This is a genomic window from uncultured Ruegeria sp. (genome assembly GCF_947500045.1).
GTDB lineage: Bacteria > Pseudomonadota > Alphaproteobacteria > Rhodobacterales > Rhodobacteraceae > Ruegeria.
In genome coordinates this window covers 17,650-32,811 of record NZ_CANMQQ010000004.1, presented here as the reverse complement: position 1 = coordinate 32,811, position 15,162 = coordinate 17,650, and the positions used below count along the sequence as shown (strand labels likewise).

The 15,162-nt window shown below is 54.9% G+C and carries 13 protein-coding genes, 1 tRNA gene and 1 pseudogene; 9 read left to right on the top strand and 6 right to left on the bottom strand.

Annotation, left to right across the window (positions count from 1 at the left end):
* Positions 1 to 11 precede the first annotated feature (11 nt).
* Entirely contained in the window at positions 12 to 455 is a 444-nt protein-coding gene (locus Q1B46_RS08230; RefSeq protein ID WP_299946801.1) for an excalibur calcium-binding domain-containing protein, read from the top strand.
* 5 nt (positions 456 to 460) lie between these two features.
* Here the strand turns inward: Q1B46_RS08230 and Q1B46_RS08225 are convergent, their stop codons facing one another.
* Positions 461 to 1,168: an ORF6N domain-containing protein gene (locus Q1B46_RS08225; protein WP_299946798.1), complete on the bottom strand. Its 708-nt coding sequence runs from the start codon at positions 1,166 to 1,168 to the stop codon at positions 461 to 463.
* A gap of 224 nt (positions 1,169 to 1,392) precedes the next feature.
* Here Q1B46_RS08225 and Q1B46_RS08220 point away from each other — a divergent pair, with 224 nt between their 5' ends.
* Entirely contained in the window at positions 1,393 to 1,683 is a 291-nt protein-coding gene (locus Q1B46_RS08220) for a hypothetical protein (protein ID WP_299663040.1), read from the top strand.
* A 181-nt stretch (positions 1,684 to 1,864) separates the two neighbouring features.
* Here the strand turns inward: Q1B46_RS08220 and Q1B46_RS08215 are convergent, their stop codons facing one another.
* From Q1B46_RS08215 to Q1B46_RS08205, 3 genes are all read right to left on the bottom strand, one after another.
* On the bottom strand, positions 1,865 to 2,578 hold the full coding sequence (locus Q1B46_RS08215) for a hypothetical protein (protein WP_299946794.1): 714 nt from the start codon (positions 2,576 to 2,578) through the stop codon (positions 1,865 to 1,867).
* A gap of 15 nt (positions 2,579 to 2,593) precedes the next feature.
* Complete coding sequence (uvrB, locus tag Q1B46_RS08210) at positions 2,594 to 4,780, bottom strand: excinuclease ABC subunit UvrB (RefSeq protein WP_299946791.1); 2,187 nt, start codon at positions 4,778 to 4,780, stop codon at positions 2,594 to 2,596.
* A 77-nt stretch (positions 4,781 to 4,857) separates the two neighbouring features.
* Positions 4,858 to 5,331 (bottom strand): SRPBCC family protein, encoded by a 474-nt coding sequence (locus tag Q1B46_RS08205; RefSeq protein WP_299946788.1) that lies wholly within the window; start codon positions 5,329 to 5,331, stop codon positions 4,858 to 4,860.
* A gap of 154 nt (positions 5,332 to 5,485) precedes the next feature.
* Here Q1B46_RS08205 and Q1B46_RS08200 point away from each other — a divergent pair, with 154 nt between their 5' ends.
* The 3 genes from Q1B46_RS08200 to Q1B46_RS08190 all read left to right on the top strand — a co-directional run bounded on the left by Q1B46_RS08200 (position 5,486) and on the right by Q1B46_RS08190 (position 6,386).
* Positions 5,486 to 5,797, top strand: coding sequence for an ETC complex I subunit (locus tag Q1B46_RS08200; RefSeq protein ID WP_299946785.1), 312 nt, complete (start codon positions 5,486 to 5,488; stop codon positions 5,795 to 5,797).
* A gap of 14 nt (positions 5,798 to 5,811) precedes the next feature.
* Positions 5,812 to 6,288 (top strand): GNAT family N-acetyltransferase, encoded by a 477-nt coding sequence (locus Q1B46_RS08195; RefSeq protein ID WP_299946782.1) that lies wholly within the window; start codon positions 5,812 to 5,814, stop codon positions 6,286 to 6,288.
* A 21-nt stretch (positions 6,289 to 6,309) separates the two neighbouring features.
* Positions 6,310 to 6,386, top strand: a tRNA-Arg gene (locus Q1B46_RS08190).
* A gap of 859 nt (positions 6,387 to 7,245) precedes the next feature.
* Here the strand turns inward: Q1B46_RS08190 and Q1B46_RS08185 are convergent.
* The gene (locus Q1B46_RS08185) at positions 7,246 to 8,250 is read right to left on the bottom strand and encodes an AraC family transcriptional regulator (RefSeq protein WP_299946780.1); all 1,005 of its coding nucleotides are present in this window, start codon (positions 8,248 to 8,250) and stop codon (positions 7,246 to 7,248) included.
* Positions 8,251 to 8,392: 142 nt separating this feature from the next.
* Between Q1B46_RS08185 and Q1B46_RS08180 the strand changes: the two genes are divergently transcribed.
* The 4 genes and pseudogenes from Q1B46_RS08180 to Q1B46_RS08165 all read left to right on the top strand — a co-directional run bounded on the left by Q1B46_RS08180 (position 8,393) and on the right by Q1B46_RS08165 (position 13,047).
* Positions 8,393 to 9,790, top strand: a complete 1,398-nt coding sequence (locus Q1B46_RS08180; RefSeq protein WP_299946777.1) for an amidohydrolase family protein — start codon at positions 8,393 to 8,395, stop codon at positions 9,788 to 9,790.
* Positions 9,791 to 9,817: 27 nt separating this feature from the next.
* On the top strand, positions 9,818 to 10,582 hold the full coding sequence (locus tag Q1B46_RS08175) for a DUF3299 domain-containing protein (RefSeq protein ID WP_299946774.1): 765 nt from the start codon (positions 9,818 to 9,820) through the stop codon (positions 10,580 to 10,582).
* Complete coding sequence (locus tag Q1B46_RS08170) at positions 10,579 to 11,757, top strand: carbohydrate porin (RefSeq protein WP_299946771.1); 1,179 nt, start codon at positions 10,579 to 10,581, stop codon at positions 11,755 to 11,757. The genes Q1B46_RS08175 and Q1B46_RS08170 overlap by 4 nt, the downstream gene beginning before the upstream one ends.
* A gap of 48 nt (positions 11,758 to 11,805) precedes the next feature.
* Positions 11,806 to 13,047: pseudogene (locus Q1B46_RS08165) on the top strand (membrane dipeptidase).
* A 531-nt stretch (positions 13,048 to 13,578) separates the two neighbouring features.
* Here the strand turns inward: Q1B46_RS08165 and Q1B46_RS08160 are convergent.
* Positions 13,579 to 15,090: a hypothetical protein gene (locus Q1B46_RS08160; protein ID WP_299946768.1), complete on the bottom strand. Its 1,512-nt coding sequence runs from the start codon at positions 15,088 to 15,090 to the stop codon at positions 13,579 to 13,581.
* Positions 15,091 to 15,162: the final 72 nt, after the last annotated feature.

Genomic DNA, 15,162 nt, shown 5'->3' with positions numbered 1-15,162 from the left:
TGGCTGCAGAAATGACGACCGGAAAATCAACCGATGAGATCAGCCAGAGCCCGCGGCTGACAAGGCGGCAACGGCGGGCAGATGCGCTGCGCCGGAAAGCCCTGTCGCCCTTGCGTATCCTGTTGATGGTGTTGGCACTGCCCTTGACCACCGGGATGATCGCCATCGGAGTATATCTGCGCACCTCGGATTATGAACGTCATGAGGCCGTGATCCACTTGGTGGCGTTGGCCGGGTGTGATACAATACAGCGGCTTGTGTCAGGCCCGTTTTTCGAAGGCCAGCCCGGTTACCACAAGCGGAATGATCCGGACGGGGACGGTGTTGCCTGCGGCACCCGTGGCCTGCAACGGCCGCGCCGCGCCGCGATGCCGGGAGTTTCCGGTACCCAACCTCAGCAAGTTCAAGCGCCGCGTGAGCGAACCGTCGGAACGGCCAAGTTCCTCAAACCCTGAAGAGTTCATCCCTTCATCGCATGCAGCAATTCCAACAGACGCTTGCGGTCGTCATCATTGGTGTAATCGCCCGTCGCAAGACGCTCCGCGATGCGTAGACGCAGGCGTTCCTGTTGGGTGCGCACCTCTTCCCCGGCGGTTTCGGCCAGTGTCTTCATGATCGCGGCCACCGCCTGCTGGCGCTTGGTGGTGGGGTTGGCGATGTAGTCGACAAGGCTCTGCTGCCCGGAATCGAGGATGTTTTCGGCCAGATCACGCAGTTGATCGCCATTGGGCAGTAACGGCGCAGGGGCGTTCTCAGGCGGTAGGATTTCCGGCACGCTGCGCGGGGTCTCTGCCAGAGCGTTTGCGCCGTCAACGAAGGCTTCGGTGATCATCCTTGTAATCTTGATCGCGCGTGGGTCCTTGAACAGGGTTGAGGCGATGGCCACGCCGTAATCCGTATAGACCCACGGATTGACGCGCCGCCCGCCGCGGCCCTTGGGTTTTGAAATCACATTCTGTGATTGCAAATCTGCGACCTCGGCATCGGTCAGCTGAAAGCGATAGCCCTCGAACAGGTCGGTGTTGCGCGACACCGCCTGATTGAAGGCGCTGACGGATTTTCCATAGAACTGCGCCAAATCCTCGGCCAGCACTACGCGGGTGCCGCGTATCCTGTGGATGGCACTTTGTACCTCTTGGGTGCTGGGCAAGTTCTTCGGGTTCGTCATGGCAGCCGTTTGGAATCACAATCTGTGATTTCAAACGTGAAGCAGTGCGCGCTGGGCTGCAACCTTGAAGTGTCAGACGCCGAATGTGGGTGAGGCGCTAGGTTGAAAATACGCTGAATCATCAAGTATCAATACGAGATTTAAGGCCGCCATGCTAGCTTGCGCGCGGCGAGGCCGTTCCGGTTTCGCCCTATGGCAATTTTGCCAGACGAGGGAGGAAAGTCATGTTTGCACGTATTACCCAATTCAAGATGAAGCCCGGCACGCGTGAGGCGGCGACGGCGAAAATGAACGCATTGAAATCCGAAATTATGGGCATGCCCGGCATACACAGCTTTACCAATGTGATGAACGAGGACGGTTCCGGTTATGTGATTTCGGTCGTCGAAAGCGAGGCAACCTCGAACGCGAACGCGCCCAAAGTGGCCGAGCTGTGGGGTCATTTCGCCGAGTTCATGGAAAGCCCACCGACGCCAGTTGGATACGACGTGGTTGCACATTGGGATAAGGGGTGAGTTAGCGGGCGAGATTTTCCCGCCCTTTTTTTGAGGCGGTGTAGGATGGGGTTCTACCCCATCATGCGTTTAGGTGGTCAACGGAGTGATGGGTTGTACCCCTTCAAGCGTTTACGACGCCGCGGAGTGATGGGTTGGAAACCCATTCTACTTGCTGCAAGTTTGAAGTGTGAGGTGCATCTTACCTTTGGAGACAAACGCTCATAACTCTTTCTTTAGAGTCGCCGCCGTAACGAGTGTTGGTCGGTAAAGCGATCCAGTCTCTATAACGGTAACTCCAAAGGTATGGCCAATTCTCAGTATCGCAAGCAACGCCATGCGGGTCTTGATAGCCATCGGAGCGATCCCGGATAGATTCGAACAGCGTCGAGCGTTCGATGATGCGCAACTCGGATGCTTCCGCAGACTTCGTCATTTGCCACTGCACCTGTACGTTCTGCAGCATGACCGGGCTTATCACTGCAAGCATTGCGCCAACAATTACAGTCGGAACTTTTGCTTTGCCCGGGATAATAGCAGTGACTACGCCAATCAAAGCAACCAAGATCAACGCCGCACAAATGAAAATAAAAAGTTTCGCGGCAACAGCGGCTTTTAGCAAAAATATAATTGAAACTGGCCACAAAGCTAACACCGACAGCCGGGCCATGCTGTAGTCGGAGTCTATTCCAAATCCCAAAATGCCTATCAGAAGGAGCAGGAACCAAAGCATTGCAAATGCTCTGCCGGGTGAAGCTTCACGCCATCCCGCAAGCACACTCACCCAAGCCCAAGCCATTGCTAAAATGGAGATTGAGCCGAGCAGTCCAGCTATAACTAGGAGTGCAATCAAGAATTTTCCTAAACTGATTGTTTCGGAAGATAGATTTCTTGAATCAGGTGAAAATGCAACCATCAGCTGCGCGATATTCTACCGCTTCCGCCTCTTCACATTTCCCCCTCGCTGCCCGGGCCGTCCAGCCGTTGACCGCCCACGAGACTTAACCGCGTCTTCCGAGGCTTTCTCGACCGCCCATTGGCGCGCCATGGGGTCGTCGGCGATGGCCAGATCGACCGCTTCCAGACGTTTGATCTCGTCCCGGATATTGGCGGCCTCTTCGAATTCCAGATTCTCGGCGGCTTTGCGCATCTTGTCGCGCAGCCCGTCCAGATGCGCCTCAAGGTTCGCGCCGTGCATCGGTTTGTCGATGGTGGCGGTGACGCGGTTCATGTCGACGTCGCCTTTGTAGAGACCGGCCAGAACGTCCTCGACGTTCTTTTGTACGGTCGCGGGGGTGATGCCGTGTTCCTCGTTATACGCGACCTGTTTGGCGCGGCGGCGGTTGGTTTCCCCCAAAGCGCGCTCCATCGAGCCGGTGATCTTGTCGGCATACATGATCACCCGCCCGTCGGCGTTGCGCGCGGCGCGGCCGATGGTCTGGATCAGGGATGTTTCGGAGCGCAGGAACCCTTCTTTGTCGGCGTCCAGAATGGCGACCAGACCGCATTCGGGGATGTCGAGCCCTTCGCGCAGCAGGTTGATGCCGATCAGCACGTCGAAGGCCCCCAGACGCAGGTCGCGCAGAATTTCGATGCGTTCCAGCGTGTCGATGTCCGAGTGCATGTAGCGGACTTTGATGCCCTGTTCGTGCAGGTATTCGGTCAGGTCTTCGGCCATGCGTTTGGTCAGCGTTGTGACCAGCGTGCGGTAGCCATCGGCGGCGACCTTGCGCACTTCGTCCAGCAGGTCGTCGACCTGCATCGATACGGGGCGGATTTCGACCTCGGGGTCCAGCAGGCCAGTGGGGCGGATCACCTGTTCGGTGAAAACACCGCCGGTCTGTTCGATCTCCCATTTCGCCGGCGTGGCCGAGACGAAGACGGATTGCGGGCGCATGGCGTCCCATTCTTCGAACTTCAGCGGGCGGTTATCCATGCAGGACGGCAGGCGGAACCCGTGCTCGGCCAGCGTGAACTTACGCCGATAGTCGCCCCGGTACATGCCGCCGATCTGTGGGACCGAAACGTGGGATTCATCGGCGAAGACGATGGCGTTGTCGGGGATGAATTCGAACAGGGTTGGGGGCGGTTCACCGGGTGCGCGACCCGTGAGATAGCGTGAATAGTTCTCGATCCCGTTGCAGACGCCAGTGGCCTCAAGCATTTCAAGATCGAAGTTGGTGCGCTGTTCCAACCGCTGCGCTTCGAGCAGTTTGCCTTCGCCGACCAGCTGATCCAGCCGGATGCGCAGTTCCTTTTTGATGCCGATGATCGCTTGGTTCATCGTTGGTTTCGGCGTCACGTAGTGGGAGTTTGCGTAGACCCGCACCTGCTCCATATTCGCGGCGCGTTCGCCGGTCAGCGGGTCAAATTCGGTGATGGTTTCCAGTTCCTCGCCGAAGAACGAGAACTTCCACGCCCGGTCTTCCAGGTGGGCGGGCCAGATTTCCAATGAATCGCCACGCACCCGGAAGGACCCTCGCTGAAACGCCTGATCATTGCGGCGGTATTGCTGAGCGACCAGATCAGCCATGATCTGGCGTTGGTCGTATTCTTTGCCAACCTTCAGGTCCTGCGTCATCGCACCATAGGTCTCGACCGAGCCGATACCGTAGATGCAGGAAACCGAGGCGACGATGATCACATCATCGCGTTCCAGCAGCGCCCGCGTGGCCGAGTGGCGCATCCGGTCGATCTGTTCGTTGATCTGGGATTCCTTTTCTATGTAGGTGTCGCTGCGCGCGACATAAGCCTCGGGCTGGTAGTAGTCGTAGTAGGAGACGAAGTATTCGACCGAGTTTTCCGGAAAGAACCCTTTGAATTCGCCGTATAGCTGGGCCGCCAGCGTTTTGTTTGGCGCAAGAATGATGGCGGGGCGCTGGGTTTCTTCGATCACTTTGGCCATGGTGAAGGTCTTGCCCGTCCCGGTCGCGCCCAGCAGAACCTGTTCGCGTTCACCGTCCATCACACCGTTGGTCAGTTCCTTGATCGCGGTTGGCTGGTCACCTGCCGGGGCAAATTCGGTGTGCATGACAAACTGTTTGCCGCCCTCCAGTTTCAGGCGGGCGCGGACGTCATCGGCGGTCAGCTGTGTCTTGTCGGAATGGGCATAGGGCATGGGCAGGCTCCGGGTCAGGCCCCTACATTTGTTCTTATTTTGTCCATCTGCAAGGGCTGAACCGGATTCATTTACCATTATGCGGTCTGAGGCTGTGCGTCAGGGTTCGATTGGACCTTTACCGCAAGCGCCGAGAGGTTCTCGGCCAGCACGCGGCCCATCATCATCTTCATCATGGATTGCCCCATCAGCCAGCCCAAGGGGCCGTATTTCATACGGTAGTCCATGCTCCAAGTTACGCGGGTACGGTAACCGGATAACGCCTTCATTGCGATGGCGGCATGGGCCTCGTGCATGGGCATGGCGGGCATGTTCGACAACCGAACATTGTATCCTTGGTTATCATGCCACGCGGTGACTTCTTCGACCAACGAGGTTCCGTTCTCAAAATGACAACGGCGTTTTGATCCTACTCCTGTGGCGCCGTCGGTCAGTGCGTCGACAGAAGCCACCTGGGGGGCGAATTCGTCAATATGCATAAAGCGGCTGAGTATGGCCCAGATGTCCTTTGGCGTGGCGTTGATGTCGAGGCTGCGTTCGTGGTGGATCATCTTGACGTCCTTCTTAAGTTCACCCGGGTCTAGCGCATACCAATGACAGTTTCTGTCATTAGGAAACAGATGGCAGCCGCGACAATAGCGATCTTGTCTCCGCTCGTTCTCTGACGCATAAACGACCACAGCCAAGTGAGTACGGAGAAGCGACATGCGCGCACGGATTTACCAGCCTTCGCGAAACGCGATGACTTCGGGGATGGCCAAGACCCGCAGGTGGGTGTTGGAATACGCCCCGGCCTCGGCGCGCGAAGTTGATCCGCTGATGGGCTGGACGTCGTCCACCGACACGCAGACACAGGTGCGCCTGAAGTTCGACACTAAGGAAGAGGCGCTGGACTATGCCAAAGACAACGGCATCGACGCGCAGGTAAGCGAACCGCACAAGCGCAAGCCGAACCTGCGGGCCCGCGGTTATGGCGAAAATTTTGCCACAGATCGACGTGCGCCCTGGACCCACTGACCGGGACTTGCCAGATGATAGATATCCGCGAGGCTGATCCGGGTGCAGATGACCTACGGCCCATCATTCAGGCCCATTTGACCCATAGCTGGGATGCGACACCTCAGACGTCGAATCATACAATGGACGTCGCGTCGCTGCGAGAACCCGGTATCCGGTTTTGGGCGATTTATGAATCTGACACGGCCCTGGGATGTGGTGCGCTTAAGGCGCTGCCGGATGGTACGGCCGAAGTCAAATCGGTTCACGTTCTGTCAAAGGCACGAGGGCGAGGGTTGGCTCGGGTGATGATGGACCATCTTGCCGATCTCGCACAATCCGAGGGTATTTCCGCGCTGGTTCTTGAGACCGGCGCAAGCCATCTGACCGAATATGATGCTGCCCGCAGATTGTATGAATCGCTGGGCTATTCCTATTGCGACCCGATCTATGGCTACGCGCCCGATCCCAACAGCGCCTTCATGCGCTTGGCTCTTGAACCCCGCGCTTAAAAACAGCAAGAAGGGCGCAGCGGTCCCTTAGCTCAACTGGATAGAGCAGCTGACTTCTAATCAGCAGGTTGAGGGTTCGAGTCCTTCAGGGATCGCCATCAGAGTTGGATTTCGACAGCATTTCTCTGATCTCGTGCCTTCGCGCCGAGCCTCGGATTTACGTAACGTGGCGGTTTGCCGGGCTGGGTGATGCAAGAACGCTACAGGTCAAGTGTTGAGCGATGGTCAAAACATACCTATCAGGCTCTGCTGGCGTTTGTCTGAGCGATTCCGCGCTGCAACCGTGGCGGCTTTCCGCTAGGTCAACCTGTGCTCACTTTCCCGAGAGCGCCGCTTGCCGTAAGCCGTGCGCATTGATCTGGTGGGGGCCATGATGAAACTCAGTGCGTTGGAAATTCTATGCTTGCTTCTGGCAGGTATTGTGGCGGTTGCAGGGTTTGTAGGTGCGGCAAGTGCCTTGATCTCGGCCGCCTGAGCGTAATCCGAAACATCCGGATCACTGCTGCCAGAGGTTTCAGACTCACCCATCGCAGATGAAGCCTACAAATTGAATCTGATTAGGATGGTGGGTGATGAGAGACTCGAACTCCCGACATCTTCGGTGTAAACGAAGCGCTCTATCCTAATCCGCACGTGCAACAAGGTGCTGTTTTCCACTGCCGCAACCAGCACTATCTTGAAGAGATGTCTAGTGTTGTCAGTGGCTTGAAGGTTGCACAATCTTCTGGACGTATCAAGATCATTTGTCAGCTTTCTGAGATCAGGTTTGTCGTTGATCGAACTGAAACAAAGAGTTGGTGCAGCGGTGGCGCTGCGCTGCATGCACCGCCGAAGGGGCAATGGGGGCATTTGTCCCTCTGTGATCCTTAGATAGGGGCTCCAAAAAGTGTGTTGCAAATTCTTGTCGGCCCGCACTTGCTATGTAGTGGAAAAGCAGCCCAAGTATTCGCAACGTAACTATACACCGAGGCGGAACTTGGTCGGTGTCATTCCGGTTTGACCTCGGAAAAAGCGAGTGAAATGGGACTTGTCGGAATAGCCGAGCATCAGACCGATCTCCGCAATTGTCATCTGGTCTTCATTGAGGTGCTCTTTGGCGACATCGACACGCAGCCGTTTGATTTCACGGGGTAGCGTTGTGCCTTGTCGCTGAAGCGCTTTCAGAAACCGTTCCGGTTGTATTCCCAGCATTCCAGCCACCATCTCAGGTCCCAAATCGGTTTCATCTAGTTTGTCGCGTAAGACAGAGCGCAAAGCTGCCACCACGGTTACTTCTTCCTCTTGTTGAGGTGAAGCTATGGGCTTGGCAGAGCCCTCAGAGACATGGTGCAAAAACAACCATCCCACAGGAAAACTAATTTGCATTCCGGGATCAGTCCCAAGGCCAACCTCGATCCCTTTGTAGTCGATAGGCAGCCCATTGATGTATCTGCTTTCCCATCGCACACGCGAAGAATCCCAAGAATCTCCAATGACGGTCTGCAATAGGCGTACATAGATTGCGGCACCAAAACCGGTCACCTGAATGGGTGGGACAGTTGGTTCCTGTTGCCTCTCGATACGATAAGTCGCCTTGTCTGCTTCAATTACAAGGCTGTGACGCACAGAATTGGACTCCTGCGGTACGAGCCCAACAAAGCGGGTAAAAAACTCGAACAGCGTTTTTGTAGATTGCAAGGCTTGAGCGAAGGGCGGCCATCCTTGTAGGTCAAACGCCTCCCCTACATTCAGTCCTAGGTATCGATCCCCTGATACTTCTGAGAAGGCATTCACCAAACCGTAGACCAGCTCTGAGTGAACGAACACGGATGGGTCAGACAACAGTTCGGCTTTCAATCCGACCTGGTCCAATGCTGGTTGCGGATTGATCTTGCGTTCGGTGAGATATTGCAAAAACGGAGCGGCTAAGGAGAGGCGAATAAAGCCCTCGCTATGCTCTTTAGAGGTGGAGTTGAAAGGCAAGCTCGTCACCCTTGTGATGATTGGTATTTGTATTCAGTGGCCATTTTTACGAACACATTCGAACATGCTAATTCAAAAGTGGCAACCGAGGAAAAGTTTTCCGGACTACAGTTGGCAAAACATGAATATGAAGGGAGTACTTATGGCCGGTCTGCGAATGTCTCTTTGTTCAGTGGCAATTGTCGCTGCAGGTCTCTTTGTTGGAACGTCCGCGCACGCTCAGGATCAGGAAGAACCCCAAACGCTTTTCACCAACGTGCATGTCTTCGACGGCGTCAATGAACAGCGTATCGAAAATGCAAGCGTTCTGGTTGAGGGCAGCCTTATCAAGGCCGTCTCAACTGATGCGATCGATGCCCCCAATGCCACGGTCATTGACGGAGAGGGGCGGACGCTGACCCCCGGGTTTATCGAACTGCACGCGCACCTCATGCTGATGGGGCCGACGTTACCCGCGATGGAGGCCAACACAACTTGGGAAGACTTTGCCATACACGGTGCACGGATGGCCGAGATGTATTTGATGCAGGGTTTCACCACAGTCAGGGATGCGGGTGGGGCCAATGGCGGGTTACGCCGTGCAATTGACTCAGGGCAAATTGACGGTCCGCGTTACTTTCCATCTGGTGCATTTATCGGAACAAGAGGTGGCCATGCTGACTTCGCGAATTTCACTGCTCCGCCGGGTTCAGAGACCAACATGAGCCGTCTGAACATGGCGCAGGAAGTTAGTGGAGTGGACGACGTTTACAGGTTTGCACGCAACAATTTCCGCATGGGTGCGACACAGTTGAAGTTCATGCAATCCGGGGGTGTCGTTTCGGCCTTCGACCCATGGCAATTGCTGGCTGGATCGCCCGAGGAAATCAGAGCGGCGGTGCAAGTGGCAAATGAGTATGGCAGCTATGTCATGGCGCATTCCTATCGTAAGGAAGCTATCCTGAGTGCGCTAGACGCGGGTGTGATGTCGATCGAACATGGCTTCTCGTTTGACTGTGAAATTGCCCAAGTCATGAACGAAAAAGGGGCATATATTACCACAAACCTGACGGCCTTCGATCCCGGATTGCTCGATATCCCGGCAGTGGCAAACGTCCCGTCGAGCCTTGCTAAAGCAAAGTCCGCCTCGGCCACATTTGCAGGCTACATCGACAATATGAAGGAATGCCCGGTGAAGCGAGGGTTCCAGACCGACTGTGTTGGTTCGGTCGAGGCTTGCAATATCCAGATTGCCTACGAGAAGCACTTGAACAATGAATTTTTTGGACCCTATACGTCGATGGTTACGCTGACATCGACAGGTGGCGAAGTCGTGGCTCTGTCAGGTGACTTTATGAACCCGTATGCCGCCGGAAAACTTGGCGTTATCGAGGAAGGCGCCTATGCGGATATCCTGCTGATCGACGGCAACCCACTTGAAGACTTCTCGGTTGTTGGCACGGGTGATCAGTGGTTCGGAGCTGACCCGAGGCCGGAAAGCCCTGAAACGATCCGGCTGATCATGAAGGACGGTGTGATATACAAAAACACACTGAATTGACCCCAAAAACCCGGCTGGAGAGTTTTCATGTTCCTTTGGTTTCGCCCCGTCTTACTCTTAGGGTTGGTTTGTTACGGTCATTCCGCCATGGCAACGTCAGGCACGGCGCTGGACTGGGTCGATCTTCCAGATCCATCTGTGCAAGTCTTTGAAGATCCCTATCGTGACCTCAGCCCCGAACAATTTGACGACGTCCTCTTTGTTGTGCGGATGCGTGGCAGGCTGCAGCAAGAGGCTGGCAGCGCGGAAGAAAGACAAAAATGGCAGGAGCTTCTGACCGAGACGGAGGACGCCTTGGCGGCAGATGGTATTGATGTCGACTGGCTACTCGATCAGCGAGAGGCTGTGAAGGAACGGCGAAGAATGGCAGGAACAAAGGGAAATCCGCAATTCGACGGTCAAACAATCACACTCGCGGGCTTTGCCGTTCCTGCTCCGAGTGATCCGGACGGTCAGCCTGTGGCATATTTGGTGCCAGAAAGAGGGATGTGCAGTCACATGCCTCCACCTCCGCCCAACCAAATGATCCGTGTACGACTGAATGGCGACTGGACGCCCAGCTATTTCCACGAACCCGTTCGGCTGACGGGCACGCTGACTATCGATCCTTCTGTTCAGAATATGATGGTTGTGGACGGCCTCATGCCAATGAATGCGACATTCCAGTTGGAGACGGAACGTGTCGAAACTCTGGAAACCGAGGCAGACAGGCTGGAATGGAAGCAGCGTGCCGCCGATCGTATCCGGGCGGCGGGAGATCGCAAGACCGGAGGGGCAAAGGCGTCTGAATGATAAGACTTCTGGTTACCGCCTTGAGTATTGCCAATGCTGGCGTAGCTTCGGCTCAGGGACTATCCGGGCCATCTTCGGTTGAAGCTGATCTAAAGCCCGGAGATGGGCTAACCGATCCGCAATACCGTTCCGATTTTCCACGCAATATCGCTCCGGGTTGGTTTCAGTGGAAAGACCGACTGGCCGAGGAAGGATTTCGCTTCAATATTGACTACTTGGCATTGGGCCAATCCACGAATGCTGATCTGGGAACCGGCGAAGCAGCAAGCGGAATTGCGCGTTTTTACGGTAGTTGGCAGGCAACTGAACGCGGCTCTTTGACATTCAAGATCGAAGACCGGCACAGTTACACCGATGTTGCCCCACAGTTTCTTGGGCTGGATGGCGGAGCACTTTCGATCACTGGGACAGCCTTCAACGATAATGGTTTGCTGCTGACCAACCTGTTCTGGACCCAAAGGGCCGAGAACGGCGCTTGGACGTTGCAAATCGGCCAGATTGATGTGACGGACTTCGTGGACATCTATGGATTGGTAAGTCCCTATAGTGGCTTCCAAAACCTGTCTTTCAATACCAACCCGACACTTAACGCGCCCAACCCGGGCCTTGGTATTGCCGGTGGGGTCAAGCTGAGCGAGAACCTCTACGCTGTTGCAAGCGTCTCAGACGCAAATGCCGACCCGTCTGATCCAAATTTTGACGTGTTTAGCGACGGCAATCTCTTCAAATCACTCGAACTTGGGTACACTTCCGGCTTTGATCGCATCTATTTCGACAATATCCATCTGACCCTCTGGCATGCGGATGCGGCCGAAGATGGCAGCCGAGCGGAAGACTACGGCGCTGCGTTTTCTGCCGCATGGTTTGTTGGCAATAAGTGGATGCCGTTCTTCCGCGCAGGGGCCTCAAAGGGGACCGCAGCGCTCTATGATCGGTCCGTTTCTGCCGGTCTGGGTTACTATGGTCGCAATACCGATTTGGCTGGGCTGGGCCTGAATTGGGCCGAGGCAAGAGGCATAGATGGCAATCAGTTCACGCTCGAAGCCTTCTACCGTTTTTCAATCTCACCCGGACTGCAGATTACGCCATCACTGCAATTCATTTCTGACCCGCTGCTGAATCCCAATCAGGATAGCATTACGCTCTTCGGTCTAAGAACCCGGATCGTTTTCTGAGGGGTTCGAATGCGGCGGTAAAAACAAAGCAATTAAGGAGGTACTGTCATGAAGACTATGTTGGCCGTGAGCGCTATCGCGATCACTCTAGGTTGCGCACTACACGCGAGCGAGGAAAGCAAGACTTGGGATGCGTCAGAAGAGGCGAAGCAATTCGTGCAAGACACAATCGTCCTCGGCATGTTGGCCAGCCCCTACGGCACTGGTTGGACCGACTACGACCAGCTTCATACCTACTTCGCGCGGGCTCGGGACAACGGCATTACGGGACACGAGATGACGCTGGCAGCTGCGGATATGTCGTTTGAAACCCTGCTAGAGCAGCACTATCACTTTCGCTCAGCCATGGCGCAGCAACCGGAAAACTACCTGATCGTCAATGAAACCCGAGATATCGAAGCCGCCCACATCCAAGGCAAGACAGCCGTCATCTGGAACAGCCAAACCGCCACAATCCTGAATGGCGATCTTAAGAAAATGGCATTGCTAAAGGATATGGGGATCAAAAGTATGATCCTGGCTTACAATGACATTTTTCGAACCGGATCGGGGCAGTTGGCGGCCTATAACGGGCGCGACATTGGTCTTACGCCTTGGGGGAAGTCGGTCATCGATGAAATGGTGCGGTTCGGCATCCTGCTAGACCTAAGCCACACGGGCTCCAAAACGGCCAATGACGCAATGGATTATTTGGACGAGAACTATCCCGGCGTACCATATGTCTATACGCACTCTGTCCCAGCTGGACTTTATGCGACCGAACCTAATGCCACGCCACGCGGATGCTATCGTGCCATTCCGGACAACGAAGCGTTGCGCGCGGCCAAATCGGGCGGCTACATTTCTCCGACCTTCACCGAATGGATGATGGACGGCGTTTGGCCTGAGGATATTTCACCCAAACAGGCTGCTGATATGATCGACTAATATGTCCAACTTGTAGGGGTCGACCATGTCGGGATCGCAACAGACGACATGTTCTCGACCGAGCTTGTCGTGCAGTTCGCGACTGAAAACGCGAGCATGTACGATGATGGCGGATATATGATCGACGCGTTTAACAAAGGGGCTACCGGCAATGGTGAACTTGCCAAAATCCTTGCGGCGATTACCGATGACCTTTGGGCGCGTGGCTATTCAAACGAAGACCTTGCAAAGATTTTTGGCGGCAACAAGATTCGGGTTTATGCGCAAGTTTGGGAAGGCAAACCACCCGAACTTTTCCTGAAAGAGTACCCGGAGCGCCTGCGCCTAAGGCAAGAACTTCGTGATGGGTTCTATTCGCGTTAGGTTTTTTGGAGCTTACTGAAAGAAGACAGATTACATCCCGCAGGGGCGAGGCTTACGCCCCGCCCTTTGCTAGGTTGTCCCGCTTCCAAAGAGGTTGCAGGTTGCTGTAGTGGCAAAGTTCGATGAGGTGTTCCAAAGACCGTGCAGCTGAGAGAGGGGTAATATGGTCCACCTCCCATTGACCATAACGATCCCATGTCATGCCGTCTGAGAACCGGGCCTCAATGTGCTGTTTCAAGTCCTCCTGAGAGCAGCCAACCGAATTAGACGGGCTCTCCCGCCCCATCAGCACTTGTCCCGACCGGTTTAGTACCGACCTGTACATCCGGTAAGATGGATCGATTGCTCGACACCTCCGATCTCGTTCCGCCGTTTGCTCTGCATTGCACTGAACGCATTGGCGATTGCTAACGTACCGCTCGGACACGTGCCCATACTTACACGGACGACCCGTCCAGAAACGAGAAAGGCCGCACAGGGCGGCCTCTTCACGAGTTAGGAACGTCTGTTCCGCTGCTATGTCAAACGGCATTACGCTGCTGCCGCCACCTGACGACCCTCCAACCGGGCAAGCAACTCAACCTGTCTCTGGCCTTTCGCATTGACCGCTCCACTTTTGACCTGACCCGACAGCAGCCAGTTCAGCAGTAGGTTCCGCATTCTCTGAGATGGCATGTAGAGCGTTACCCGACGCCTTGGCGTGTGGGTGTGTCCTGTACCGTTTAAGCCACCGACACGTATTGCGGACCGGAACAGCCACTGCACCAGTTCGGTCAACGCATAGGCATCCGAGAACCTATGAGCCTCCTTGCTGTCGCGCTTCATGCGTAGGAAGGTCAACAGTTGTGGGTTGGGGTGTTGATCATATAGGTACACCGCTGTTGTGCACCCGATATGGTCATTGGTCCCGCGTGTAGTGTTGGGCACAAAGCTGACACCGTTTGTGGTCCACTCCTCGTCAAAGGTCTCCGTGTCCTTGTTGTACACGTCTTCCTTCATTGCGCGACCGAACAACCGCGTATGCTTTGATAGCCTGCCTGCCTTTGGCTTTTGGCCTGTTACTGCCCCATGCCACAGGTCACGTGCGCACGTCAGCATAACGGTTTTGAGGTTTACTCCATACAGTTCTCTGTCTTTGAACTTGCGTAGCTTCTGACCAATCGAAGAGCACTCCCGATGCGTTTTGATCGACTTTAGCTGTGCGCAATGTGTCCACTTTTGGTTCGCAATCTCTGGCATGGGTAGAACCGTTAGCGCGTTAGCAACATCTTCTCGCCATGCTGCCTCATCTACTGCATCCAGACGCTCCACCTCCAGAGTGAAGCATTCGGGGTGGTCTTTCCGCAGTTTTTGCAGGTACTGCAGCAGCACCGATCCTTCCGAAAGGTACGTGTAAATCGTCACGGACTTGGGCTTGAGCAAGAGTTCTTTGGGAATGGCGAGCACGAACAGCTTCTCGCTTATGCGATACAGTGCACCCGACTTGGCCTTTTCATATAGTGATCGGTTAAGTGTCTTGTCCCCTAAGCGGTATAGCACATCCCACTTTTCTGTTGGAACAATACGTCCGTCAGGCTCCTCTTCTGCCATGCCAAGACCGAGGTAAACTGCATCAAAGTCAATCTTTCGGATTGTCTGGTCTACCTCGAAGGGGTTTACGACCTCGTCGATGATGAGATTGTATCCACTAAGCAAGTGATCGACTTCGATGGTCGGTTTGCCGCGGCTGTCGAACTCAGTGCATCTCGCAACCCCGGTGTCTTGGGTTGCCAGAGTTCCGAGCCGGTAGAATAGTTGATGAGTACAAGCGATTGACTTACCCGCCCGGATCAACTTTTCGCAGTGATCGCGTTTGTTGCCGCCGTTGCAAATAGGCTGTGTCAGAATGAAATCGGAACCCGTTCGGGCACCTTTGATGAACCGTTCCACCTCACTTAGATACGGGACAACGGCTATGTATTTTTCCGACTTTTTGAAGTTGCGGTTGATTTCTGTGGATTTGCCATACCCACAGGGTTTGTCGACAATAGTGATGTGGGGCATTCAAGCCTCCTGTATTCGGTCCATTGGACTAGTTTGGGGAATGCGCTCTGGTGGATACCGAGCAAATGGAAC

Bases quoted from the DNA above. Each gene is read 5' to 3' on its own strand.
- Q1B46_RS08200 (WP_299946785.1), top strand. From the start codon at position 5,486: ATGCGCGCACGGATTTACCAGCCTTCGCGAAACGCGATGACTTCGGGG.
- Q1B46_RS08215 (WP_299946794.1), bottom strand. From the start codon at position 2,578: ATGGTTGCATTTTCACCTGATTCAAGAAATCTATCTTCCGAAACAATC.
- Q1B46_RS08175 (WP_299946774.1), top strand. From the start codon at position 9,818: ATGTTCCTTTGGTTTCGCCCCGTCTTACTCTTAGGGTTGGTTTGTTAC.
- Q1B46_RS08225 (WP_299946798.1), bottom strand. From the start codon at position 1,168: ATGACGAACCCGAAGAACTTGCCCAGCACCCAAGAGGTACAAAGTGCC.
- uvrB (WP_299946791.1), bottom strand. From the start codon at position 4,780: ATGCCCTATGCCCATTCCGACAAGACACAGCTGACCGCCGATGACGTC.
- Q1B46_RS08205 (WP_299946788.1), bottom strand. From the start codon at position 5,331: ATGATCCACCACGAACGCAGCCTCGACATCAACGCCACGCCAAAGGAC.
- Q1B46_RS08170 (WP_299946771.1), top strand. From the start codon at position 10,579: ATGATAAGACTTCTGGTTACCGCCTTGAGTATTGCCAATGCTGGCGTA.
- Q1B46_RS08180 (WP_299946777.1), top strand. From the start codon at position 8,393: ATGGCCGGTCTGCGAATGTCTCTTTGTTCAGTGGCAATTGTCGCTGCA.
- Q1B46_RS08220 (WP_299663040.1), top strand. From the start codon at position 1,393: ATGTTTGCACGTATTACCCAATTCAAGATGAAGCCCGGCACGCGTGAG.
- Q1B46_RS08195 (WP_299946782.1), top strand. From the start codon at position 5,812: ATGATAGATATCCGCGAGGCTGATCCGGGTGCAGATGACCTACGGCCC.
- Q1B46_RS08160 (WP_299946768.1), bottom strand. From the start codon at position 15,090: ATGCCCCACATCACTATTGTCGACAAACCCTGTGGGTATGGCAAATCC.
- Q1B46_RS08230 (WP_299946801.1), top strand. From the start codon at position 12: ATGACGACCGGAAAATCAACCGATGAGATCAGCCAGAGCCCGCGGCTG.